The sequence below is a fragment of the Leifsonia sp. 10N434 genome (assembly GCF_056394405.1).
In genome coordinates this window covers 839,118-859,973 of the sequence record NZ_JBFTHV010000001.1, presented here as the reverse complement: position 1 = coordinate 859,973, position 20,856 = coordinate 839,118, and the positions used below count along the sequence as shown (strand labels likewise).

The following is a 20,856-nucleotide window of genomic DNA, read 5'->3' as shown; positions in this document are numbered from 1 at the left end:
GCCCCTTCGCCTCCCCAGCCCGTACCTCTATATAAGGAGTCTCGTTGTATCAGCAGAATCAGCTCGTGGAGATGCGCGTGGACCGGTTCGTCCGCGAGCGTCTCGCCCCCGCGGTGGAGCGCGTGCGTGTGCCCGTGACGATCGAGGCGTGGGAGGTGCCGGATGAGCCGGTGCCGTTCGCGCAGGCGATCGCCGCCCCGTACGTGCCGTTCGCCGTCGGTCAGCCGTGGGGCAAGCCGTGGGGGACCACGTGGTTCCACGTCACCGGCACCGTGCCTGCTGAGTGGGAGGCGGACTCCGACGATGTCGAGCTCGTCGTCGATCTGGGCTTCACGGCCGGCCAGGTCGGGTTCCAGGCCGAGGGCCTGGTGTGGACACCGGACGGCCGCATCCTGAAGGCGCTCGAGCCGTACAACGGCTACGTGCGGCTGCAGGTCGCGCCCGGCACGTCGTTCGAGCTCTACCTCGAGGCCGCCTCGAATCCGGATGTCGGCAGCGAGTTCGTCGACTTCATCCCGACCAAGCTCGGCCGCAAGTCGACCGCGCCGCCGACCCCGATCTACGCCCTGCGGCGCATCGACGTCGTGCACCGCGACCGCGAGGTGTGGGAGCTGATCCAGGATGTCTGGACGGCTCGCGGCCTCGCGGCGGAACTGCCGGAGACGTCGCCGCGCCGCGCATCCCTGTTCGCCGCGCTCGACGCCACGGTGGATGCGGTGGATCCGTGCGACGTGAGCGGAACCGCGTCCGCGGGCCGCGCCGTTCTCGCGCCGGTGCTCGCCTCGCCGGCGGCCCCGAGCGCGCACCGTGTGTTCGCCGTCGGCCACGCCCACATCGATTCGGCCTGGCTCTGGCCCGTGCGCGAGACGGTGCGCAAGTGCGCCCGCACGTTCTCGAACGTGCTCGACCTGATGGACCAGGATCCGGACTTCGTGTTCGCCTGCTCGTCGGCCCAGCAGTTCGCCTGGATGAAGCAGTTCTATCCGGAGCTCTTCGAGCGCATCCGGGCGAGGGTCGCCGAGGGGCGCTTCATCCCGGTCGGCGGCATGTGGGTGGAGTCCGACACGAACATGCCGGGCTCGGAGGCGCTGGCGCGCCAGTTCGTCGAAGGCAAGCGGTTCTTCCTCGAGGAGTTCGGCTACGAGCCCAAAGAGGTGTGGCTGCCCGACTCGTTCGGCTACACCGGCGCGCTGCCGCAGATCGCTCGTGCGGCCGGCGCCGACTACTTCCTCACGCAGAAGATCTCGTGGAACGAGGTGAACCGGTTCCCGCACCACAGCTTCGACTGGGAGGGCATCGACGGCACCCGCATCTTCACGCACTTCCCGCCCGTCGACACCTACAACTCGCAGCTCTCCGGAGCCGAGCTGGCGCACGCCGAGCGCAACTTCCAGGACAAGGACAGGGCGAACACCTCCCTCGTGCCGTTCGGCTACGGCGACGGCGGCGGTGGCCCGACGCGCGAGATGGTGGCGGCCGCGCGGCGCACCGCCTCGCTCGAGGGCTCCCCGACCGTACGGGTCGCCTCACCCGCGGAGTTCTTCGCCGCGGCGTCTGCCGAGTTCGACCCGGCGCCGGTGTGGGCCGGCGAGCTGTACCTCGAGTTCCACCGCGGCACCTACACCTCGCAGGCGCGCACCAAGCGCGGCAACCGCCGCAGCGAGCACCTCCTCCACGAGGCGGAGCTCTGGGCGACCACGGCCGCCGTGCGCGCCGGCGCCGCGTATCCGGTCGAGGCGTTGCGCGCCGCCTGGCAGACGGTGCTGCTGCAGCAGTTCCACGACATCCTGCCCGGCTCGTCGATCGGGTGGGTGCACGACCAGGCCGAGCAGAACTACGCGATCGTCGCGCAGTCGCTGGAGGTCGTGATCGCCGAGGCGATCGGCGCACTCGGCGCGGGTGCACCGGATGGTTCGGGTCCGGCCGCCACGGCCGTCGCCTTCAACGCCTCCCCGTACGCGGTCGACGGCGTTCCTGCCTACGGCGCCGCGGTGCCCGATCGCGGAACGGACGCCGGCATCGAGCGCGACGGAGACGGCTATCTGCTCTCGAACTCCGTCCTGAGCATCCGGATCGACGGCGACGGTCTCATCTCCTCGATCGTCGACCGCGCGACCGAGCGCGAGGTCGTGCCGCCGGGCACCCGCGCCAACGTGCTGCAGGTGTTCCGCGACACCCCGACGCAGTGGGATGCGTGGGACGTCGACGTCGAGTACCGCCGGTCGGGCGTCGATCTCACCGGCCTCGAGAGCCTCGACGTGATCGCCGACGGGCCGACACGCGTCGGCCTGCGGATCGTGCGCCGCACCGGTGCCTCGGTGATCACCCAGACGCTCACCCTCGACGCCGGCGCGCACGCGCTCGACATCGAGACGCACGTGGACTGGCACGAACGGCAGCGGATGCTCAAGCTGGCGGTCCCCGTCGACGTGCACACGTCGTCGGCGCGCTCCGAGATCCAGTTCGGCCACATCGACCGTCCCACCCACACGAACACCAGCTGGGACACGGCGCGCTTCGAGACGCCGGCCCACCGCTGGGTGCACGTCGCCGATGCCGGATTCGGAGTCGGCGTGGCCAACGACTCGACCTACGGTCACGACATCACCCGTCACGCGCGCGACGGCGGCGGAACCTACTCGCTCGTGCGGCAGACGCTGCTGCGCGCGCCGATGTTCCCCGACCCCGTGGCCGACCAGGGCGAGCACGTGCTGCGCTCGGCCATCGTCGTCGGTGGTGTCGACCGCGCGATCGAGGAGGGCTACCGGCTCAACCTGCCGTCGCGCGCCGTCTCCGCCGGACCGGAGGTGCAGGTCGAGCCGCTCGTCGCCTCGTCCGACCCCGCCGTCGTGATCGAGACCGTCAAGCTGGCCGAAGACGGATCGGGCGACGTGATCGTGCGGCTCTACGAGGCGCACGGCACGCGGGCGACCGCGGACATCAGCACCACGTTCCCCCACTCGGGCGTGATCGAGACCGATCTGATCGAACGCGAGACCCCGCCGGATGCTGTGGCCGGGTCGTCGGAATCCGGCGTCACGGTGGCGCTCCGCCCCTTCCAGCTCGTCACGCTGCGCTTCGCACGCTGACGCACCGACCGTCCGCCCCGGGCCGCGCGAACCCCGGGGCGGGCGACACCTCTGCGACCGCCCACCCGGTCCCGATTTCAGGCGCCGGCACAGCACCCGAACTGGGGTGCCGAATCGGCTGGGAGCACCTCCGCCCGCGGTTATCCTGGCGACGTGACGGCTGGGGACTGGACGAGACGAGCGCTGGTGGTGGAGGACCACGCCCTGATGCGTTCGCTCGTCGCCGACGGGATCGGCTCCCGCGGGTTCGAGGTCGCCGCCTTCGGCCGGGCCGCTGACGCGCTCGATGCGCTGGAGTCGTTCGACCCCGATCTGCTCGTGACCGACATCGATCTGGGCGAGCGTCCGAACGGCGTCGAGCTGGCCGGGATCGTCCGCTCGCGTGCTCCCCACGTGGCGGTCGTGTTCCTCACGAACCTCTCGCGGGAGGCCGCTTCGGCCAAGGCGCGCGAGCTGATCGCCGGGGCGTCGTTCGTCAACAAGGGTGCGATCGAGTCGATCGACGAACTGGTCGACGCGGCCGAGGCGGCGCTCGACGACCGCCCGTACGCGCGGGAGGTGCCGCTGCGCGCGCCGCAGACCTCGCTCGCGGGCCTGAGCTCCACGCAACTCGCGACCGTGCGGCTCCTGGCCGCCGGCCTGACCAACGCGGAGATCGCCCGACGGCGCGGCGTCTCGGTGCGCGCGGTCGAGAAGAGCGTCGAGCGCATCTTCGCCGCCCTTCAGCTCTCCGACGACGGCGTCGCACCCCGGGTGGCCACGGCCGCCGCGTACATCGCCACATTCGGCGACCCGGCGACGGGGCTCGGATGATCCCGCCGTCAGCGCGCCGGATGCTCGCCCGGGCCACCGGCCCGAGTGCCGTCACCGTGTGGACCTGGCTGGTCAGCGCACCCTTCGCGCTCACCGCGATGTCCGGCTCGCAGTACGTGGAGCCCGGCTCGCCGTCGGGCGCCATCTGGGGACTGGCGGCACTCGAGCACGTCGGCGTCGGCATCCTTCTCCTGGCCTGCCGGCTGCTGCTGCGGCCCGTGCGTGGCGGACTCCGGCCGATCGCGGTGCTTCTGGTGTTCGCCGTCGTCGGCGCCGCCCGCCCGTACCTCTTCCTCGGGTCTGCGGCCCTGCTCGGCATCGACGTGACCGTCGGCGACATGGCGTCGCGGGTCGCCGTGAACATCGTCGTGTGCGTCGTGTCGTTCGCACTCATCGCGATCTGCGTCGACCTGGTGCACGAGCACTTCCGGGTGCTCGGGCGGCTGCGCGCCGTCCAGCGCGCGGCGGACGCCGACAGCGAGACCGGACGGCGCCGCATCGAGGAGCTCCGCGAGAACGTCGTCGACGCGGTGCTCGCCCGCATCGACGAGACCGTGCGGCCGGCCATCCGGCCCGGGCTGGCGCCGGGGGAGGCATCGCGGTTGCTGCGCTCGATCGCCAACGACATCGTGCGTCCGGTGAGTCACGACCTGTTCGACTCCGAGCCGGACGAGCCCGTCGCGACCGCACCCGAACTCGCCGAGCCCCGGATGCGCGACTGGCTGCTGGCCTCTGTCACCGAGCTGCGACCGGCTCCACCCGTTTTCACCTCGCTGCTGTTCGTCGCGCTCTTCGTGCCCTACGCGGTGGGGGCATACGGCATCCCGCTCACGGTGGTGCAGGGGGTCATTGCGGCCGCCCTGTTGTACGCGGGGAATGTCGTCGTCGGCTGGGCCGCGCGTCATGCCGCCGGCCCGGCCGCCACGGTGGTGGTCATCGTGGGCTACTTCGCCGTCGGGGTGGTCGTCGCCGCCGAGAGCACGGCCCTGGTCGACCTCAGCGGCTTCCGCACCGACCTGGTCTGGATGCAGGCGCTCCTGTTCCCGGTGATCGCCTGCGCGATCGCGCTCGTCGTGTCACTCGCGGCGAGTCTCGGCGACGACGAGCGCCGGCTCGAGGAGTCGCTGCAGTCCAGCGTCGCCGTCGCGGCCCGGGTGCGTGCCGCCTACGACCACGAACGCACGGGTCTCGCGACGCTACTGCACTCCGGAGTGCAGGCCGACCTGATCGCGACGGCGCTGGCCATCGCGGGAGACGACGACGCGGATGCCGAGGGCGCCGTGCGGGATGCGCTGGACCGCATCCGGGCCGAGCTGGAAGGGGCCCCGGTGGAGACGCGCGACGGCCGGGGGCCGCGCGTGCAGGTCGGCCGGCTGGTCGACAGCTGGAGTTCGGCCATGCCGCTCGCGGCGGAGATCGATGAGGCCGTGTGGGACCGGCTGCACGATCCGGTGCGCCGTCAGGTGGTCGTGGACGCGGTGTCGGAGGGACTCGCCAACGCGGTGCGCCACGGGGACGGATCGGCCGTCACGCTGGCCGTGCGGGCGAGCGGACGCGATGGCGTCACGGTCGTCGTCACCTCAGGAGGTCAGCTGCGTGGCGGCCGTCCCGGCATCGGATTGAGAGACCTCTCGCGGCATTCGGAGGTGATTCTGAGGCAGCGTCTCGGCGCCGTCGAACTCGCGGTGGCCGTCCCGTGACCCCGAGGCGGATGTCGTAGAGACCGAACCCGCCGAAAACCGAGCGCTGACGGGCATGTACGCTCGCTCCAGTCGAGACGACGAAGGGGCCTTCCAGAGCCTCATCGCTCGTATCACCCCCGGACAGGGGGCGCTTTCTGCGTGACCCGAACACGCAGGAAGGGCCCCTCCGACCTCGCACATCGTCGTGTCCGGTTTCCTCGCGGGCGATTTAAGGACAGAATGGTGGGAACGCGTTGCGCCAGGCCCGGCGCTCTTACCCCGCCCACGAAAGCCCCCGATTTGCCAAACTCCAGTGCCCCGATGCGGTCTCGCCGCACCTACAGGGCCCCGGTCGTCGTTGTCGGCGTCCAGGCGTCCGAGGTGTCTGCCGACGACGCAGCACTTCTCGACGGCACACGCGCGGGCGAGCAGGTGTGGTCGAGCAGACGCGAGCGACTCGAGCACGAGCGCACCGGCACCCGCGAGCCGCGCCCGGCCAGGGCTCCGCGTTCCGGCCACTCCGCGCGCTCCGAGCGCTCCGCCTCGAGGGCGGCCGCCGTCGAGGCCAAGAACACCCGCCGCGAGGTGAAGGCCAAGCGCGTCGTGGCCGCACGTGCGACTCCGGCACCCACCGCCGTGCCCCACGGTATGCGCGGCGCGTTCGCCCGCCTGCGTGGCGGAGACCGCCGCCGCTTCGGGTTCCACGCCGTCGTGTTCCTCGCTCTCTCCGCGTTCTTCGGCACCGCTGCGCTGCCGGCATACGCCACATCCGACACCGCATCGGTCGAGGGCGACACGAGAGTGGCGCTCGCCGTGCAGACGCTGACGGGCGGTGGCGCCGCCACCATCCAGACCGTCGCCCGCGATGCCTTCTCGACGCAGGAGGCGGCCATCGCGCTCGACTCCACCCAGAACAACTACGTCTCGCCGACCGTGCAGGCGCTCGCCACCCAGCTGATGGGCGCTGTCGCCACCGGCCGGCTCGTGGGTTCGATCCCCGACCACATCCCCGAGATCGCCAACCTCGCCGAGGGCAAGGCCGTGCCCGACTGCGGCATCGACTACCGCGTTCTGCAGGCGATCTCGGTCGCGCTCGCGCACTACCGCCAGGTCGGAGTGAGCGACATCAACCGCCGCTGCACCGGTCAGATCGAGGGTGCGGGAACGGACTCCTCCCACTACGCCGACGGCGGCGGCCACGCGGTCGACTTCTACCTCCTCGACGGCCAGGCGCTCACCGGTGGCGATGCGAAGTCGGTCGAGCTCATCCGGTACCTCGACCCGCTCGTCCCCGCCGGCTCCGGCCTCGGTCAGGTCGGGTGCCGTGAGTCGATGTCGCTGACGAACTTCGTGCCGTTCGACGACACCTGCAACCACTTGCACATCGATTTCGGCAAAGCGCAGGGCGTCGCCCTCACGCAGTAGCCCGCGTCGCGTCGCGTCGTCGCGCTCAGAAGAGGTTGAGCGCCGCCCACTGCAACAGGATGACGGTCTTGCCGTCGACGATGCGCCCGTCGGCGATCATCGGGAGCGCTTCGTCATAGCCGATCGTCACGGCCTCGATCTCCTCGCCCTCCTCTTCGACGCCGCCTCCGCCGTCGACGTCCCCTGCCGTGTACGGGGCCGCGAAGAAGTGCACACGTTCCGTCACCGACCCGGGGCTCATGTAGAGGTCGAACAGGTGACGCAGCGTGCCGACCGTCACCCCGAGCTCCTCGGCCGCCTCCCGCCGGATGGCGTCTTCCGCCGAATCGTCGTCGAGCAGCCCGGCCGCGGCCTCGATGAGCAGGCCGTCCGGATGCTCGTTGACGTAGGCGGGAAAGCGGAACTGCCGGGAGAGCAGGATCGTGCGGGCATCCGGGTCGTAGAGCAGGATCGTGGCGCCGTTGCCGCGGTCGTAGGTCTCGCGGGACTGCGTCGTCCAGACGCCGTCACGGCCGAGGAAGTCGAAGGTGGTGCGGCGCAGCACGTGCCAGCCGTCGGAGGTCACCTCGACATCGTGGATGCGCACTCCGGGGTTGCGGTCGAGGTCGCGTCCGACGGCGTCGAGGCCCGTGCGTCCGCGGGCATCCGGGATCGTGGTTCCGGGGCGGGCGGAGGCGGTGGGGTCGTCGGGCGCGCTCATGGTCCGAGCCTACTGAGCGCACTCCGGCCCGCTGAGCGGCGTGGCGCGCTCAGGAGCGGTAGCGCCGGCGCACCTCGCGCGCGGCCAGGATGCCGGCATCGTCCGCGTCGCGCGCCTTGACGATCGCCTTGTCCGACTTGAGCGGCAGCCGCAGGTCGGTCGTCGCGTCGATCCCGGCTATCAGCTCGCGGGCCCGCTCGATCTCCGAATCGAGCTCCGCGCCGAGCAGCAGCGCGACGTTGGCGATCCAGATCCAGAGCAGGAAGACGATGATGCCGGCGAGAGCTCCGTACGTCTTGTCGTAGCTGCCGAAGTTGCCCACGTAGAACGCGAAGAGGGCGGATGCGATGCCGAGCACGATGATGGCGGCGAACGATCCGGTGGTCAGCCAGCGGAACTTCGGCTGCTTGACGTTCGGGGTCGCGTAGTAGAGCAGAGCCACCAGCAGCACGATGGCCACCACCATCACCGGCCACTTCAGAACGGACCACACCACCTGCACGGTCTCGCCCACGCCGATGGCATCGCCGATCGCCGTCGCGACGGGACCTGAGATCACCAGCAGCACAGCGATCACGGCGACGAGCACCAGCGCGGCGATCGTCACGCCGAGCTGCACCGGTCGCAGCGAGAAGACCGTTCGACCCTCACGCACGCCGTACACACGATTGAGCGCGCGGCCGAATCCGCCGACGTACCCGGAGGCCGACCACACGGCACCGACGATTCCGATCACCAGAGCCCATCCGCTCGCCGGAGACGACGCGAGGTTCTCGATCGGTCCGCGAACCGCGTCGAGGGTGCCCGGGGCCACCTGGTCGACGATGCCGAACAAGGCATCGATGCCCGACTTGCTCTGACCGATCAGCCCCAGGATGCTCACCAGGGCGATCATCGCCGGGAACAGCGACAGCACCGCGAAGTAGGTGAGGCCGGCGGCGAGGTCGGTGCAGGCGTCGAGCGAGAAGCTCCGCAGGGTGCGCTTGAGGATGAACCCCCACGGCAGCTTGGACCACGAGACCTGGTTCATCCCCTCGATGCGTCCCACGGCTTCCGCCCGAGCGGAGCCGACGCCCCCGTTGTCAGCGGGGGCCACGCGACCGTCCCCGGACAAGCAGGACCACCGCGCCGGCGGTCGCCGCGAGCGTTCCCAGGAACAGCCCGACGGCCAGCACCGGATGCGAGCGGATCTGCACGCCCGGGTTGAACGTCGCGAACAGGTCGTCGAGCGTGCTCGCGAGCTCGTCCCTGGTCTGCTCGAGGTCGAGCTGGATGGTGTGGATGCCGGCGTCCTTGGGAAGCGGTGGCCGTTCGGGGCGGCGGTCGGTCACGGTCGCTCTCCCTTCAGGGCGCGCACGTCGTCGCCCAGTTCCTGCTTGAGGTCGTCGGGCACCGGCGGAAGCCCTCGCTTGAGGCTGGCGCGCCCGATGAGCGCGGCGATCCCGGCGAGCAGCAACAGGATCACGGCGACGACGAGGGCGGCGAGCCAGGCGGGCAGGATGAGCGCGAAGGCGAGGATCGCCGTCGCCACCAGCGCGCACAGTGCGAAGAACACGAAGGCCAGGGCGGCGACCAGCAGTCCGGCGCCGATGCCTGCGGCCTTCGCCTTCGCCGTCATCTCGGCCTTGAACAGCGCGAGCTCGCTGGAGACCAGGCGGCGCAACTGCGCGACGAGATCCCGGGTCAACTCCGGAATCGGTCGGAGACCTCGGGTGGTGCGCCTCCGCTCGCGCGGAAGAGGCGGCTTTTCGAAACTCATGCGGGCTCCCTTCAGGCCGTCTCAGGCGACCGTACCCCAGCAATGGGGTGCCGCCAAGGGCATGCACCGCCTGCGCGCCGCTGGACTCGGAACGCGTCGGCGCATCACACTGGTCTCATGAGCGGTTCGGATCACACGCAGCGCGGCGGCGTCCTCGTCGCCGTCGTCCCCGGGCAGTCGGTGACGGTGCTCGAACAGGCGGCGAAACTGGCCGACGACCTCGACGTTCCGTTGGTCTGCGCGAACGTCGACCCGAACCGGTATCTGGTCTCCAGCTACGTCGACGGCACGGTCGTGGCGCTGCCGTACGACCCGGATCTGCCGGAGACGGAGGAGGAGCGGTTCGACCCAGAGCTCGAGGAGCGTGTGCGCAGCGTGCTGACCCCGCTCGGTATCCCCTTCACACTCGAGCAGCTTGCAGGCGACCCGGCCTGGGCGCTCGCGCGACTGGCCGAGGAGGTCGACGCCAGGTACATCGTGGTCGGAACCCGCGAGGCCGGCATCCGGGGGAGCATCCGGGAGTTCTTCAACGGCTCGGTCGCGGTGCACCTCGCCCATCGGCAGCACCGCCCGGTGATCGTGGTGCCCATCGCTCCGGTCGAAGGCTCGGGACGCCTGCCCTGGGAAGACCCGCCCGTATAGTGGCCGGCCCTCCTCCCGTTCATCTGCACTGGCGGTACATCGGGCTCGTCTTCGTCGGCGGTGCCATCGGTACGGCCGTGCGTGCCCTGATCGCTGCAGCCGTCCCCCCGGTCGCCGGCATCCCCGTGGCGACGTTCGGCATCAACGTCGTCGGCGCCTTCGCGCTCGGGATGCTCTTGCAGAGCCTCGCCCTCCGGGGTGACGACACCGGATGGCGGCGCGATGTGCGCCTGTTCGCCGGAACCGGCATCCTGGGCGGCTTCACCACCTACAGTGCCTTCGCCGTGGACGCCGACGGACTCATCGTGGCGCAGAACCTCGGCGGCAGCATCCTGTACGCGGTCGCGACGATCGTGGTGGGCGCGCTGGGCACGCTGGCGGGTATCGCCGTGGCGTCGCGGATCGGGCGGTCGGCCCGGTGACGCCGCTGCTGCTCCTCGCGATCGCCGCCGCCGGAGGGCTGGGCGCCGTCGCGCGACTCGTGCTCGACGGAGTGCTGCGCAGCCGGTTCGCCGTGAACTTCCCGCTCGGCACGACGGTCATCAACGTCACGGGCTCGTTGCTGCTCGGCCTGGTGACCGGGCTCGCGCTGACCCACGGCCTGCCGGCGGAGTGGCGCGCGGTGCTGGGCACCGGGTTCCTCGGCGGCTACACCACGTTCAGCACGGCGAGCTACGAGACGGTGCGGCTCGCGCAGCAGCGACGGTACCGCGCCGCGCTCATCAACGGCTTCGGGATGATGGTGCTCGCGCTCGCCGCGGCCGGGCTCGGCCTCTGGCTCGGATCGCTCTGACGGCTACTCGTCGCCGTCGTCGTCCTGCTCCATCCACCACTCGGTGAACTCCTCGGCGCGGCCGTCCGGAGCCAGCCGGATGAGCCAAAGATTGCTGTAGACCGGGCCCGCGTGATAATCGGTGACGCCCTCGACGAAGTACTGCGGGCCGTCCTGACCGAGCAGCCGCCACTCGAACGTCGCCGCGCCCGGATCGTCCTGAGCGTCCAGCCAGCCCTCGACGATCTCGAGGTGGCCGTCCCACGGCTCGGCGAACGGCTCGGTGCGGTACGAGGCGTCCTCGGTGAACAGTGCGCGGATGTCGTCGGGGTCGTTGCTCTCCCATGCTCGGCGGTACAGGTCGATCCAGTTCGTGATCGCGTCGCTCATGGCACCGTTATACGCCCCCGGCGCGGTCATGCACCAGGGTGGGGACGCCCGGTGAGGGCGCCGTCGCCGGTCGCACGCGCGGGCGCGCAACGCGGCCTGCAGAAATTCTTTCGGCACTTAGTCGAAATGCGGTGGTGCCCGGGCGACGTCATCACGTACCGTCACAACCAAGGAGGCGACATGCAGTATCTGTTCCTGATCCGCACGGATGTCGATGCGGAGCCGTATCGCGCAGAAGACGACAACATCGAGGAGTGGGGTGCCGAGGTCGTCGCCCGGGGGAAGCCGACGCAAGGCGACCGGCTGCGGCCCATCGAGGAGGCGAAGACCGTTCGGCTGCGCCATGACCGTCTGGATGTCACCGACGGGCCGTTCGCCGAAGCCAAAGAGTGGGTCGCCGGCTACGACCTCCTGGAGTGCGACTCGATGGAGGAGGCCGTCGGAATCGCCGCGCGGCACCCGATGGCCAGGTTCGGCCGCGTCGAGGTGCGGGAGGTCTGGCCGTTCGAATGATCGGCCGTCCACGACCGGCTCGCTAAGGTGTGACCCATGGATGCCGCGCTCGCGTCGTGGAGCGAATTCAATGTCGCCGTCGCCGGGGCGGGCGCGGCGCTCGGCGGTCTGCTGATCGTGGCGCTGTCGGTGAACATCCGGCAGATCGCCGAGTCGCGCGGACTGGCCGCCCGTGCGGGAGCCGCGATCTCAGCGCTGATCCTCGGCGTCGTGCTGGCCTGCGCCGCATTGATCCCCGGGCAGGCGCTCGTCGTCTACGGAGTGGAGGTGCTCGTGGGGACAGCGGCCGGCGCGGTGATCGCGGTGCTGGCCGCTCGCGCCATCACGGGCGACCAGGCGGCGGACGCGTATCACCGGTACGACACGGGTCACATCGCGTCGTTCACGCTGCCGCTTGCGATCTTCGCGGTCGGGGGAGTGCTGCTCGTGTTCTCCCTGACCGCCGGCCTGGTGCTCGTCGCGATCGGCACGTTCACCGCGCTGATCGGCGCCGTCGTGTTCTCGTGGGTGGCGCTGATAGAGATCCTGCGCTGATCGAGAAGTTGCGCTGACGGCTCTACGGCAGGGCGAACGGAGGGCGCGAGAGACCGGCGGTGTGCGCGCCGGCGGGGTCGGCGTCCACCGCGACGATGCGGTTGTCCGCATCCACGTGCACGACCGTCGGCTCGAAGACGCGGGCCTCCTCGTCCGTCAGCTGGGCGTAGGAGATGACGATCACCAGATGGCCGACCTCGGCCAGGTGGGCGGCCGCACCGTTGACGCCGATCACGCCGCTGCCGCGCTCGCCGGCGATGAGGTACGTCTCGAAGCGGCTCCCGTTGGCGATGTCGACGACGCTGACCTGCTCACCGGGGAGCAGATCGGCCGCATCCAGCAGATCGGCGTCGACGGTGAGCGAGCCCACGTAATGCAGATCCGAATGCGTCACGGTGGCGCGATGGATCTTCGACTTGAACATGGTTCGGAGCATGAGGTTCCTTAGGGTGCGCGTCGGTCAGTGCGCGAGGGCGAGCTGGGGGAGCGCGGCGATGAGCCCGGCGAGCTCGGGCAGGTCGTTCGCCTGGCTGAGCGCGCTCTCGAGGGCATCGTCGTGGATGGGCCGCGCCCGGTCGAGCAGGTGGTGGCCGGCAGCGGTCAGCTCGGTGTAGATGCCACGGCGGTCGTCGTCGCAGAGCACCCGGGTCAAGAGTCCGCGCTCCTCGAGCCGGTTGACGAGCCGGGTCGTGGCGCTCGGGCTGAGCGCGCTCGCGCGGGCGAGCTGCTGCATGCGCATGTGCCAGCCGTCCTGGCGGCTGAGGGCGTCGAGCACCGTGTACTCGACCACCGAGAGCTTCACGTTCGCGGTGAGTGCCCGCTCCAGCTCGTTCTCGATGAAGTTGTGAAGTGCGGCGAGTGTTCGCCAGCCCTGGGCGCGCACCTCGACCGCGTCGTCGGCGATTCCCATGTCGGTCTCCCTGATCGGTTGCTGCGCAGGGTTGCATCAGATACTTGCATGTGCAACTATTTATGACGCGCCTGCAACTATCAGAGTACGCGCCTTTGGACCCACCACCCAACCCAGACAGGAAGTTCTCATGCCCGTCGGCCTCATCGCCCTCGCCCTCGGCGGATTCGGCATCGGCCTCACCGAGTTCGTCATCGCCGGCCTCCTCCCGGAGGTCGCTGCCGATTTCCACGTCGACGAAGCGGCCGCCGGCTGGCTCATCTCGGGCTACGCTCTCGCGGTGGTCGTCGGCGCCCTGGTGCTGACGGCCGCGCTCATCCGGGTGCCGCGCAAGGCGGCGCTGATCGGGCTGATGGTGCTCTTCATCGCGGGCAACGCTCTTTCGGCCCTCGCGCCCACCTACGAGGTCATGCTGCTCGGGCGCATCCTCGCCGCGCTGTGCCACGGCGCGTTCTTCGGCATCGGATCCGTCGTCGCGGCCGGGATGGTCGCGCCGGACAAGAAGGCGCGCGCCATCGCGATCATGTTCACGGGACTCACCGCCGCCAACGTGCTCGGCGTGCCGTTCGGCACCCTGCTCGGTCAGGCGCTCGGCTGGCGCTCGACGTTCTGGGCCATCACGATCATCGGCGTGATCGCACTCGCCGGCGTCGCCCTGCTGGTGCCGCGGGTCTCAACGGACGCGAAGAGCGCCGGCGTGCTGCACGAGCTGCGGGCGTTCCGCTCCGGTCAGGTGTGGCTGTCGATCGTCGTCACAGTGCTCGGCTTCGGTGGGATGTTCGGCGCCTTCACCTACATCGCCTACACGCTGACCCAGGTGTCCGGCTTCGCATCATCGGCAGTGCCCTGGCTGCTCATCCTGTTCGGTGTCGGTCTGTTCGCCGGGAACGCCATCGGCGGCCGGCTCGCCGACCGCGCGCTCGACCGGTCGCTCCTGATCATCCTGATCGGTCTCGCGATCGTGCTCGCCGCCTTCGCGCTCGTCGCAGGCAACCCGATCGCCACGATCGTCGCGCTGGTGCTCATGGGGGCCTTCGGGTTCGCGACCGTGCCCGGGCTGCAGACGCGCGTGATGATGTACGCGGAGCAGGCGCCGACCCTGGCCTCCGGCGCCAACATCGCCGCGTTCAACCTCGGCAACGCCGTCGGCGCCTGGATCGGCGGCATCACGATCACCGTGGGACTCGGCTACACGTCGCCCCTCTGGGTGGGCGCGGCGCTGACCGTCGGGGCCGTCGTGGTGATGGCGATCGCCGCCGGGACCGCGCGTCGCGGTTCCCGCGCCGGTGTCCAGGCGAAGTCGGAACAGCCACTTCCGGTGGGATAGAACGGCGAGTACAGTCCCTCGTACCAACGCGCGACCCAGGGGGTGATCGTGATGGACGGTACGAGCACCGTGAAGCTCCCGTTCCTCACTCCTGCGCGCATCGTGATCGGGTCGCTGATCGCCGGAGCCGGGCTCGCACTGCTCGGCGTCCTCCTCGGGGGCTCGCCCGCCTCCGCAGCCGAACCGGCGCCCCCGCAGCCCCCGGCGCACTCCGTCACGGGGGTCGTGGGCTCGGTGCTCGGCAAGGTCGACGGTGTCGTTTCGGGTGTCACGCAGAAGACCGCGAAGGTCGCAGAGTCGGTCACGAAGCCGGTGGCCGCGGTGGTTCCTGCTCCGGCATCGACGATCGTCTCCCACGTGACCGCGCCCGTCTCGGATGCGGTGGCCGACATCGCCGCCGCCAAGCCGGTTGCCACAGTGGTCACGCCGATCGCCAAGGCCGTCGACCCGGTCGTCGACACCGTCACCGCCACGATCCCGGTGGTGCACGAGCTGATCGGGGACGATCCCGTGACGAGCGTCACGGCGCCGGTCGCCGACACGGTCGACGACGCGATCGCCGGTGTGGTTGACGGGGTGACGGACGCGATCGACCCGATCGCGCATCCGGCACCCGGTGGTGGGCTGCCGGGACTGCCCGGTCTGCCGGGGCTTCCCGGTGTGCCGGATCTACCCGGTCTGCCCGGAATCTCGGGTGGCCCGGCGTCGCCCGGTGACACGCTCGGCGCGCTCGGTGCTCCCGCGGGTGCGGGGATCACCGTGGTGGCCGCTCCGACGTCTTCGAATGACCCCGTGGGCGCGTTCGCGTCGCACCGAGGCGGCAGCGCGGCGGCGACCTCTGCGACGGCGGGTGGGTTCGCCGATCCGGGCGGCAGCCCGTTCGCGCCGCGTGCACCGATCGGAACGCCGGACGGCACGACGACCGGCTCTCTTTCGTCCGGGGCAGGCGGCTTCGCGCCCGCCGCTGCCATCCCCGGCGATCGCTTCATCCTGCTCGCCGGCGACTCCGCCGCGAGCCCCCGTGCCACCGACGACCGACTCCCGTCGTCGCCGGTCGCCGACCACGATACGAACCCCGACTGAGTGGGTCGACTCCGCCTGTCCCCAGGCGGAACGCGACCGAAGCCTCCCGCACGGGAGCAGCTGACACTCAATCGAAAGGTTCTACGACCATGAACAAATACGTCTCGAGGGGGCTGTGGTTCACAGTCTTCCTCGGTGGACTCTCACTCGCCGGGGTCGGTGTCGCGAACGCGGCCGAGACCAGCGGCTCCGACGGAACGGCCTCGGGCGACCAGGCCGCCGTCGACCTCACCATTCCGGTCACCATCGGCGGAAACGGCATCAGCGTGCTCGGCGACTCGACGAGTTCGGGATCGGCCGCGGCCGCGCCTGCTGCTGCGCCTGCGCCGTCGGTCTCGACCTCCGGGCTGGGCGGCGTCGCATCCGGTGACCAGGCGCTGGTGAACGTCAGCGTTCCGGTGACAGTGGCCGGCAACGCGATCAGTGCGGTTGGCGACTCGTCGAGCAGTGATTCGGCGGCGCCTGCTCCGGCCGCTCCTGCTCCGACCGCCCCTGCTCCGGCGCCGGCTCCGACGACGTCGGGTGCGAACGGGATCGCCTCGGGGATCCAGGCGCCTGTGGCGGCGGATGTCCCGGTGACCGTCGGTGGCAACGCGATCAGCGTGCTCGGCGACAGCTCGTCGGCGGATTCGACGACGGCGGCTACGGTTGCCGATTCGCCGGCATCCGGATCGTCGGCCGCGGGATCGACGACGTCGGGCGCTGACGGCATTCTCTCGGGTGTTCAGGCTCTGGTGAACGCCGACGTTCCTGCGACGGTCGGCGGCAACGCGATCAGCGTGCTGGGCGACTCGTCGAGCAGCGGATCGTCGGTCGCGACGCCTGCCGCTCCTGCGGCGGCCTCGGGTCCCGGATCGGGTGCGGCTCCGACGACGTCGGGTGCGGATGGCATCGCGTCGGGCATCCAGGCGCCGATCGATGTTGCGGTGCCGGTGACGGCCGGCGGCAATGCGGTCAGCGTGCTGGGTGACTCGTCGAGCTCGGGTTCGACGACGACCGGTGGTGGCGCGGACAGCCCTGCGGGGTCGGGTGCGACGACGACCGGTGACGACGGCATCCTGAGCGGTGTTCAGGCGCCGATCGATGCTGCACTGCCGGTGACGGCTGGCGGCAATGCGGTGAGCGTACTGGGTGACTCGTCGAGCTCGGGTTCCACGGCGACGGGCGGTTCGACCGCTCCCGGCGCTGGTGGAACGACTGGTGGGAGCACCACGACCGGTGACGGCGGCCTGCTCGGTGGCATCCAGCTGCCGGTCGGTCTCGACGTTCCGGTGACGGTGGGAGGCAACGCGGTGAGCGTCGTCGGCGACACTACGTCCGACGGCTCGGAGGTCTCCACCCCGGTGACCCCGACCACCCCGGTGACCCCGACCGACCCGACGACGCCGACCGACCCGACGACACCGACCGATCCGACGACACCGGTCACGCCGGTAGACCCGGGTACGGATGAGAACGCCGCCGGCGGTCTGGGCGAGACGACGGGAAGCGGAACGGCCACGGCCGGCGCCGATGGCATGGTCGCGCTCGACAGCGGGCCGGCCGCGGATGCCGCATCTGCTCTGGCCGAGACGGGCTCTGAGACCGGAGACCTCTCCGCGCTCGGTGTCATCGCGGCCCTGCTGGCGCTGTTCGGGTTGGTGCTGACGTTCGGGGCGCGCAACCGTGAGGCCGTGCGCCTCCACGCGGCGCGCCGCACGCACCGCATCCAGTGAGAACAGGCGGAGGTGCCGCCGGGCGATGCGTCCGGCGGCACTCCGTCATGCCCGGGCCGTGTCCGCGGAGAACCTGTACTCACAACGCCGGACGTTTCAGCCGATGGCGCTCGTAAGTTCCGGAATCAGGAGGCTCGCGGCGGCGTGTCGCCCCTGGGTTCCGGAGTTGTGAACGGCTGCCGCCGTCTGCCTTCCGAGTGCGCGGCTGCGTTCATCCGGAACTCTGGTCGGCCACCCGGCGTGTCAGCGCACAACTCCGGAACGATCGCGTCAGGTCGGCTTCGGGTTCCGGAGTTGCGGGACTGCCGAGCAACCGCCGGCCGCCCGACGGCCGAACGACCGCCGCCCGAACGACCGCCGCCCGAACGACCGGCGCCCGAACGACCGCCTACAGCTCGACCGAACGGTTCTCGCCGATGTCCGGTCGTGTCCGTGTCACCGCGGCGCGCGCGATCTTGAACGCCGTCACGATGCCCGGCTCGTTCGTCGCCCAGAACTCCGCGGAGTCCGCGTGAACGAGCAGCAGGGCCACCGCCGGGTCGTCCTTGCCCGCCGGGAACCAGGCGTCCATCGAGGGCGTCCAGAGCTCGTCGACCTTCTCGCGGTCGTGCACCACCTCGGCGGTCCCGGCGATCGACAGGTAGCCCTTGCCCGTGTCGTACGCCACATTCACCTGCGGGTGGGCGTGGATGTCTGCGATCTTGGGGCTCGGATCCTGGGTGAAGAACCAGAGGTCCCCCTCGAACTCCGCCTCCTGGGTGGCGAGGGGCCGCGAATGGAGGTCGCCGTTGGCGGTCTGCGTCGTGAGGAGGGCGACCTTGGACGCCTTGATCAGGCGCGCGATCGTCTCGAGGTCGTCGGTGCTGGCGGTGTCGCCGCTCGTGGTGCCGGTGCCGGTTTCGTCTGTCATGGCGGTCACGGTACGCCGCACCCCGGCGAGCGCAATCGCGATTCCCCTCGCACCCGCCCGTGACTAGGTTGAGGGCATGAAGACCGCACGCAGCACCCTGGTCGTAGTGGCGGTCGTGGCCGCAGCCGTCCTCTCCGGATGCGCGGCCGACCCCGGCGCGCCGACCTCCTCCACGACTGTGGTCTCCCCGTCGCCGACGCCATCCGCCACACCGCCGTCCACCACATCGCCGTCCGGGACCCCGTCGGACGCGTCGCCCGTCGGCGGCTGGGGCGACGATGCCTCGGGAAAGGCGAACGTGGTGTTCACCGACGACGGCACGCTCTCCGGCAACGACGGCTGCAACCACTTCAGCGGGTCGTGGAAGCAGGCAGCCGACGGGTTCGAGATCAGCGCGATCGTCTCCACTCTGATGGCCTGCCCGGACGTCGATGCGTGGCTGGCGACGATGACCGCGGTCACGGTCGACGGCGACACGCTGCACGTGTTCAAGGACGGCACCGAGATCGGGACCCTGCCACGGCAGTAGCGCCCCCTGCGCCCGGCGTGCGCCGTCCAGCTCGTCACGAATCGATGATGCGCACCAGCTCGTCGATGAAGCCCGTGAACCCGTCGGAACGCCGGATGAGCTGCAGCACGGCCTCGCGGTCGGAGAACACCTCGACGAACTGATCGAACACCGTCTGGAAGCCGCCGCGGCCGGCCGCGTCGAAGGCGATGAACGCGATGACGTTGACGCGCGAGTCGCCCCAGTCCATCGCGTTGTCGTTCACCACGATCGCGATCGCCGTGCGTTTGGCCGTCATGGCCATCGCGTGCGGAACCGCCAGCGAGTCCGTGAACGCCGTCGACGACATGTGCTCGCGCTCGATCGACCGGTCGACGTAGTCCTGGTCGATCGCTCCCGCCTCGATCATCCGGTCGCCCAGCGCCTGGATCATCGCGATCGCGTCGCGTGCGTAGAAGTTGCGCAGGAACAGCGACTCGTCGAAGTACTCGAGCAGGTCGTTCTTGATGCGGGCGCGCCGGCGCTGGCGGCGGATGCGGGCGATCGCCTGCCGGGTGTGCTCGATGTCGGCCTCGGTCAGGAACGGCTGCACGACGATCGCGTTCTCGCGGTGTCCACGCGGTTCGATCGTGGTGAGCACGAGGTCGGCGTCGATCGCGTCCCAGTCCACATCCGTCGAGGTGATGACACTGGTCACGTCGAGCTCGTCGCCGAGCGCGTTCTCCAGGCGCTCGCGCAGCAGGATGTGCATGTCGTAGTAGTTGGGGCAGACCACCGCGCAGGTCACCGAGTCGCTCCTGCGTGACTGCTGCTCGAGGTACGCGCCGACGTGCATCGCGATGTAGGCGATCTCATCGTCGTTGACCACGATGTCCTCCGCGGTCTGCAGGCGGCTGGCGATGTAGACCGCGAGTTCGTAGATGAGCGGGTACGAGCTCTTGATCGAACGGGTGAGCGGGTTGCGTGAGTATGACTTCTCGTGAGCGCGGGCGACCAGGTTCTGCACGTGCAGCGTGAGCCGCACGATGAAGTCCTCGTCGCGCAGGTCGACCAGGTACTCCAGCGAGGCGCGCGCGATGATGCTGCGCACCACCTCGAGGTCGCCCTCGCTCACATACTGCGCGACGGTGGCCTCGCCGGCACCGGGGGCGATGACGCGCGTGCGCAGCAGGATCGCCAGGTAGTGCAGCTCGGTGCGGTCGAGCGCGACGTCGAAATGCTGCGTCACCAGCGCGCCGAGATCGGCGGCGAGCGTGCGGATCGTCTCACTCACATCCGGATCGGCTGTCGCCGGGAGCGCGCGGTGCTTGGCGACGCGGTCGAGCGCGACCGCCATGTGCAGCAGCACGTCGTTGATGCCGTACTCGTTCACGAAGTAGCCCCGCGCGTCGAGCATCTCGACCAGATCGGATTTGAAGGCGGCCAGCCCCTGCGAGTCGAACGCCTCCTGGATGCGCGCCAGCTCGACGACGCCCTGGCGCATCTCGTCGCGGAACAGCCGGCTGAGCAGCTTGCGCCGGGCGATCTCCGGCCCGGTGAGCTGAACGCGTCCGCCGTGGCGTGCCAGCGCGAGCTCCGTGTCGGCGAGGACACCGCGCATCCTGGTCAGATCGGACTCGAGGGTCGAGTCGCTGACGAACAGGCTCTCGGCCGCTTCGTAGACGTCGATGCCCTCGGGCTCGTCGAGGAGCCTCCGCACCAGGAAGACGAGCCGTTCCTGCGGAGAGCGCACCGCCCCATCGGCCGCGGTCGCCCCGTCGTCGAGGAACCGCTCGTACGCCTCGAAGTCGAGGCGGTAGCCGTTCGGTCCGGACTCGACGAGCTCGAGCGGAGCCGCCGCCTCCTTGAGCTCCGTCACATAGTTGCGGATGCTCCGGGTCGTGACTCCGAGGTCGTGTGCGAGTTCGGCCGCGGTCACCCAGGCGGCACGGCGCGCCAGGATGTCCAGCATCCTCGCCTGCTTCGCCGGGAGCGCCACGTGTCTGACCTTTCCGCCGTGCGCTTCGCGCACGATGTCACCTGAGTCAACCACCTCGCCGTGTTCCGCCAGCGCGTTTCCGCGAAGTTTCCGGTCCCGCGGAAGA

General features: G+C 70.3%; 22 protein-coding genes. 13 read left to right on the top strand and 9 right to left on the bottom strand.

What is annotated here, in order from left to right; all coding sequences use genetic code 11:
- Nucleotides 1–44 precede the first annotated feature (44 nt).
- The 4 genes from AC1DB1_RS04080 to AC1DB1_RS04065 all read left to right on the top strand — a co-directional run bounded on the left by AC1DB1_RS04080 (nt 45) and on the right by AC1DB1_RS04065 (nt 7,009).
- Nucleotides 45–3,089: an alpha-mannosidase gene (locus tag AC1DB1_RS04080; protein WP_477199884.1), complete on the top strand. Its 3,045-nt coding sequence runs from the start codon at nt 45–47 to the stop codon at nt 3,087–3,089.
- 153 nt (nt 3,090–3,242) lie between these two features.
- Entirely contained in the window at nt 3,243–3,902 is a 660-nt protein-coding gene (locus AC1DB1_RS04075; protein WP_477199883.1) for a response regulator transcription factor, read from the top strand.
- Nucleotides 3,899–5,602 carry a sensor histidine kinase gene (locus tag AC1DB1_RS04070; protein WP_477199882.1) on the top strand — a complete coding sequence of 568 codons (1,704 nt, stop codon included), beginning with the start codon at nt 3,899–3,901 and terminating at the stop codon, nt 5,600–5,602. The genes AC1DB1_RS04075 and AC1DB1_RS04070 overlap by 4 nt, the downstream gene beginning before the upstream one ends.
- A gap of 363 nt (nt 5,603–5,965) precedes the next feature.
- Nucleotides 5,966–7,009: a hypothetical protein gene (locus AC1DB1_RS04065; protein ID WP_477199881.1), complete on the top strand. Its 1,044-nt coding sequence runs from the start codon at nt 5,966–5,968 to the stop codon at nt 7,007–7,009.
- A 25-nt stretch (nt 7,010–7,034) separates the two neighbouring features.
- On the opposite strand, the gene AC1DB1_RS04060 is transcribed toward AC1DB1_RS04065, so the two are convergent.
- Genes AC1DB1_RS04060 through AC1DB1_RS04045 form a run of 4 tightly spaced genes read right to left on the bottom strand, consistent with a single transcriptional unit; the run spans nt 7,035 to nt 9,468 of the window.
- Nucleotides 7,035–7,709 (bottom strand): NUDIX domain-containing protein, encoded by a 675-nt coding sequence (locus tag AC1DB1_RS04060; protein WP_477199880.1) that lies wholly within the window; start codon nt 7,707–7,709, stop codon nt 7,035–7,037.
- Between the two features lie 49 nt (nt 7,710–7,758).
- Nucleotides 7,759–8,805, bottom strand: a complete 1,047-nt coding sequence (locus AC1DB1_RS04055; RefSeq protein ID WP_477199879.1) for a YihY/virulence factor BrkB family protein — start codon at nt 8,803–8,805, stop codon at nt 7,759–7,761.
- Nucleotides 8,792–9,040 carry a DUF3618 domain-containing protein gene (locus AC1DB1_RS04050; protein ID WP_271176600.1) on the bottom strand — a complete coding sequence of 83 codons (249 nt, stop codon included), beginning with the start codon at nt 9,038–9,040 and terminating at the stop codon, nt 8,792–8,794. The genes AC1DB1_RS04055 and AC1DB1_RS04050 overlap by 14 nt, the downstream gene beginning before the upstream one ends.
- Nucleotides 9,037–9,468 (bottom strand): phage holin family protein, encoded by a 432-nt coding sequence (locus AC1DB1_RS04045; protein WP_477199878.1) that lies wholly within the window; start codon nt 9,466–9,468, stop codon nt 9,037–9,039. Before AC1DB1_RS04045 ends, AC1DB1_RS04050 begins: the two co-directional genes overlap by 4 nt.
- Before the next feature lie 117 nt (nt 9,469–9,585).
- Between AC1DB1_RS04045 and AC1DB1_RS04040 the strand changes: the two genes are divergently transcribed.
- Genes AC1DB1_RS04040 through crcB form a run of 3 tightly spaced genes read left to right on the top strand, consistent with a single transcriptional unit; the run spans nt 9,586 to nt 10,903 of the window.
- Complete coding sequence (locus AC1DB1_RS04040) at nt 9,586–10,110, top strand: universal stress protein (RefSeq protein WP_477199877.1); 525 nt, start codon at nt 9,586–9,588, stop codon at nt 10,108–10,110.
- Nucleotides 10,110–10,532 (top strand): fluoride efflux transporter FluC, encoded by a 423-nt coding sequence (locus AC1DB1_RS04035; RefSeq protein ID WP_477199876.1) that lies wholly within the window; start codon nt 10,110–10,112, stop codon nt 10,530–10,532. Before AC1DB1_RS04040 ends, AC1DB1_RS04035 begins: the two co-directional genes overlap by 1 nt.
- Nucleotides 10,529–10,903 carry a fluoride efflux transporter CrcB gene (crcB, locus tag AC1DB1_RS04030; protein ID WP_271176604.1) on the top strand — a complete coding sequence of 125 codons (375 nt, stop codon included), beginning with the start codon at nt 10,529–10,531 and terminating at the stop codon, nt 10,901–10,903. The genes AC1DB1_RS04035 and crcB overlap by 4 nt, the downstream gene beginning before the upstream one ends.
- A gap of 3 nt (nt 10,904–10,906) precedes the next feature.
- On the opposite strand, the gene AC1DB1_RS04025 is transcribed toward crcB, so the two are convergent.
- On the bottom strand, nt 10,907–11,272 hold the full coding sequence (locus tag AC1DB1_RS04025) for a nuclear transport factor 2 family protein (protein ID WP_477199875.1): 366 nt from the start codon (nt 11,270–11,272) through the stop codon (nt 10,907–10,909).
- A 180-nt stretch (nt 11,273–11,452) separates the two neighbouring features.
- Between AC1DB1_RS04025 and AC1DB1_RS04020 the strand changes: the two genes are divergently transcribed.
- Both AC1DB1_RS04020 and AC1DB1_RS04015 read left to right on the top strand, forming a co-directional pair.
- Entirely contained in the window at nt 11,453–11,785 is a 333-nt protein-coding gene (locus tag AC1DB1_RS04020) for a YciI family protein (protein WP_477199874.1), read from the top strand.
- 36 nt (nt 11,786–11,821) lie between these two features.
- Complete coding sequence (locus AC1DB1_RS04015) at nt 11,822–12,319, top strand: hypothetical protein (RefSeq protein WP_271176607.1); 498 nt, start codon at nt 11,822–11,824, stop codon at nt 12,317–12,319.
- Between the two features lie 22 nt (nt 12,320–12,341).
- On the opposite strand, the gene panD is transcribed toward AC1DB1_RS04015, so the two are convergent.
- Nucleotides 12,342–12,755 carry an aspartate 1-decarboxylase gene (gene panD / locus AC1DB1_RS04010; RefSeq protein WP_271176608.1) on the bottom strand — a complete coding sequence of 138 codons (414 nt, stop codon included), beginning with the start codon at nt 12,753–12,755 and terminating at the stop codon, nt 12,342–12,344.
- A gap of 24 nt (nt 12,756–12,779) precedes the next feature.
- On the bottom strand, nt 12,780–13,229 hold the full coding sequence (locus AC1DB1_RS04005) for a MarR family winged helix-turn-helix transcriptional regulator (RefSeq protein ID WP_271176609.1): 450 nt from the start codon (nt 13,227–13,229) through the stop codon (nt 12,780–12,782).
- 130 nt (nt 13,230–13,359) lie between these two features.
- Here AC1DB1_RS04005 and AC1DB1_RS04000 point away from each other — a divergent pair, with 130 nt between their 5' ends.
- The 3 genes from AC1DB1_RS04000 (at nt 13,360) to AC1DB1_RS03990 (ending at nt 17,354) form a co-directional block, all read left to right on the top strand.
- Nucleotides 13,360–14,556 carry an MFS transporter gene (locus AC1DB1_RS04000; protein WP_477199873.1) on the top strand — a complete coding sequence of 399 codons (1,197 nt, stop codon included), beginning with the start codon at nt 13,360–13,362 and terminating at the stop codon, nt 14,554–14,556.
- Nucleotides 14,557–14,604: 48 nt separating this feature from the next.
- Entirely contained in the window at nt 14,605–15,639 is a 1,035-nt protein-coding gene (locus AC1DB1_RS03995; protein ID WP_477199872.1) for a hypothetical protein, read from the top strand.
- 89 nt (nt 15,640–15,728) lie between these two features.
- Nucleotides 15,729–17,354, top strand: coding sequence for a chaplin family protein (locus AC1DB1_RS03990; RefSeq protein WP_477199871.1), 1,626 nt, complete (start codon nt 15,729–15,731; stop codon nt 17,352–17,354).
- Nucleotides 17,355–17,742: 388 nt separating this feature from the next.
- Here AC1DB1_RS03990 and AC1DB1_RS03985 read toward each other — a convergent pair whose 3' ends face one another.
- Nucleotides 17,743–18,264, bottom strand: coding sequence for a pyridoxamine 5'-phosphate oxidase family protein (locus tag AC1DB1_RS03985; protein WP_271176613.1), 522 nt, complete (start codon nt 18,262–18,264; stop codon nt 17,743–17,745).
- A 76-nt stretch (nt 18,265–18,340) separates the two neighbouring features.
- On the opposite strand from AC1DB1_RS03985, the gene AC1DB1_RS03980 reads away from it, so the two are divergent.
- Nucleotides 18,341–18,793: an META domain-containing protein gene (locus tag AC1DB1_RS03980; protein WP_477199870.1), complete on the top strand. Its 453-nt coding sequence runs from the start codon at nt 18,341–18,343 to the stop codon at nt 18,791–18,793.
- A 34-nt stretch (nt 18,794–18,827) separates the two neighbouring features.
- Here AC1DB1_RS03980 and AC1DB1_RS03975 read toward each other — a convergent pair whose 3' ends face one another.
- Complete coding sequence (locus AC1DB1_RS03975; RefSeq protein ID WP_477200081.1) at nt 18,828–20,750, bottom strand: BglG family transcription antiterminator; 1,923 nt, start codon at nt 20,748–20,750, stop codon at nt 18,828–18,830.
- Between the last annotated feature and the right edge of the window lie 106 nt (nt 20,751–20,856).

Excerpts from the sequence above, each read along its gene's own strand:
- AC1DB1_RS03990 (WP_477199871.1), top strand. The coding sequence starts at position 15,729 with ATGAACAAATACGTCTCGAGGGGGCTGTGGTTCACAGTCTTCCTCGGT.
- AC1DB1_RS04045 (WP_477199878.1), bottom strand. The coding sequence starts at position 9,468 with ATGAGTTTCGAAAAGCCGCCTCTTCCGCGCGAGCGGAGGCGCACCACC.
- AC1DB1_RS04015 (WP_271176607.1), top strand. The coding sequence starts at position 11,822 with ATGGATGCCGCGCTCGCGTCGTGGAGCGAATTCAATGTCGCCGTCGCC.
- AC1DB1_RS03985 (WP_271176613.1), bottom strand. The coding sequence starts at position 18,264 with ATGACAGACGAAACCGGCACCGGCACCACGAGCGGCGACACCGCCAGC.
- AC1DB1_RS04060 (WP_477199880.1), bottom strand. The coding sequence starts at position 7,709 with ATGAGCGCGCCCGACGACCCCACCGCCTCCGCCCGCCCCGGAACCACG.
- AC1DB1_RS04025 (WP_477199875.1), bottom strand. The coding sequence starts at position 11,272 with ATGAGCGACGCGATCACGAACTGGATCGACCTGTACCGCCGAGCATGG.
- AC1DB1_RS04040 (WP_477199877.1), top strand. The coding sequence starts at position 9,586 with ATGAGCGGTTCGGATCACACGCAGCGCGGCGGCGTCCTCGTCGCCGTC.
- AC1DB1_RS04005 (WP_271176609.1), bottom strand. The coding sequence starts at position 13,229 with ATGGGAATCGCCGACGACGCGGTCGAGGTGCGCGCCCAGGGCTGGCGA.
- AC1DB1_RS04070 (WP_477199882.1), top strand. The coding sequence starts at position 3,899 with ATGATCCCGCCGTCAGCGCGCCGGATGCTCGCCCGGGCCACCGGCCCG.
- AC1DB1_RS03980 (WP_477199870.1), top strand. The coding sequence starts at position 18,341 with ATGAAGACCGCACGCAGCACCCTGGTCGTAGTGGCGGTCGTGGCCGCA.
- AC1DB1_RS04000 (WP_477199873.1), top strand. The coding sequence starts at position 13,360 with ATGCCCGTCGGCCTCATCGCCCTCGCCCTCGGCGGATTCGGCATCGGC.
- AC1DB1_RS04020 (WP_477199874.1), top strand. The coding sequence starts at position 11,453 with ATGCAGTATCTGTTCCTGATCCGCACGGATGTCGATGCGGAGCCGTAT.
- panD (WP_271176608.1), bottom strand. The coding sequence starts at position 12,755 with ATGCTCCGAACCATGTTCAAGTCGAAGATCCATCGCGCCACCGTGACG.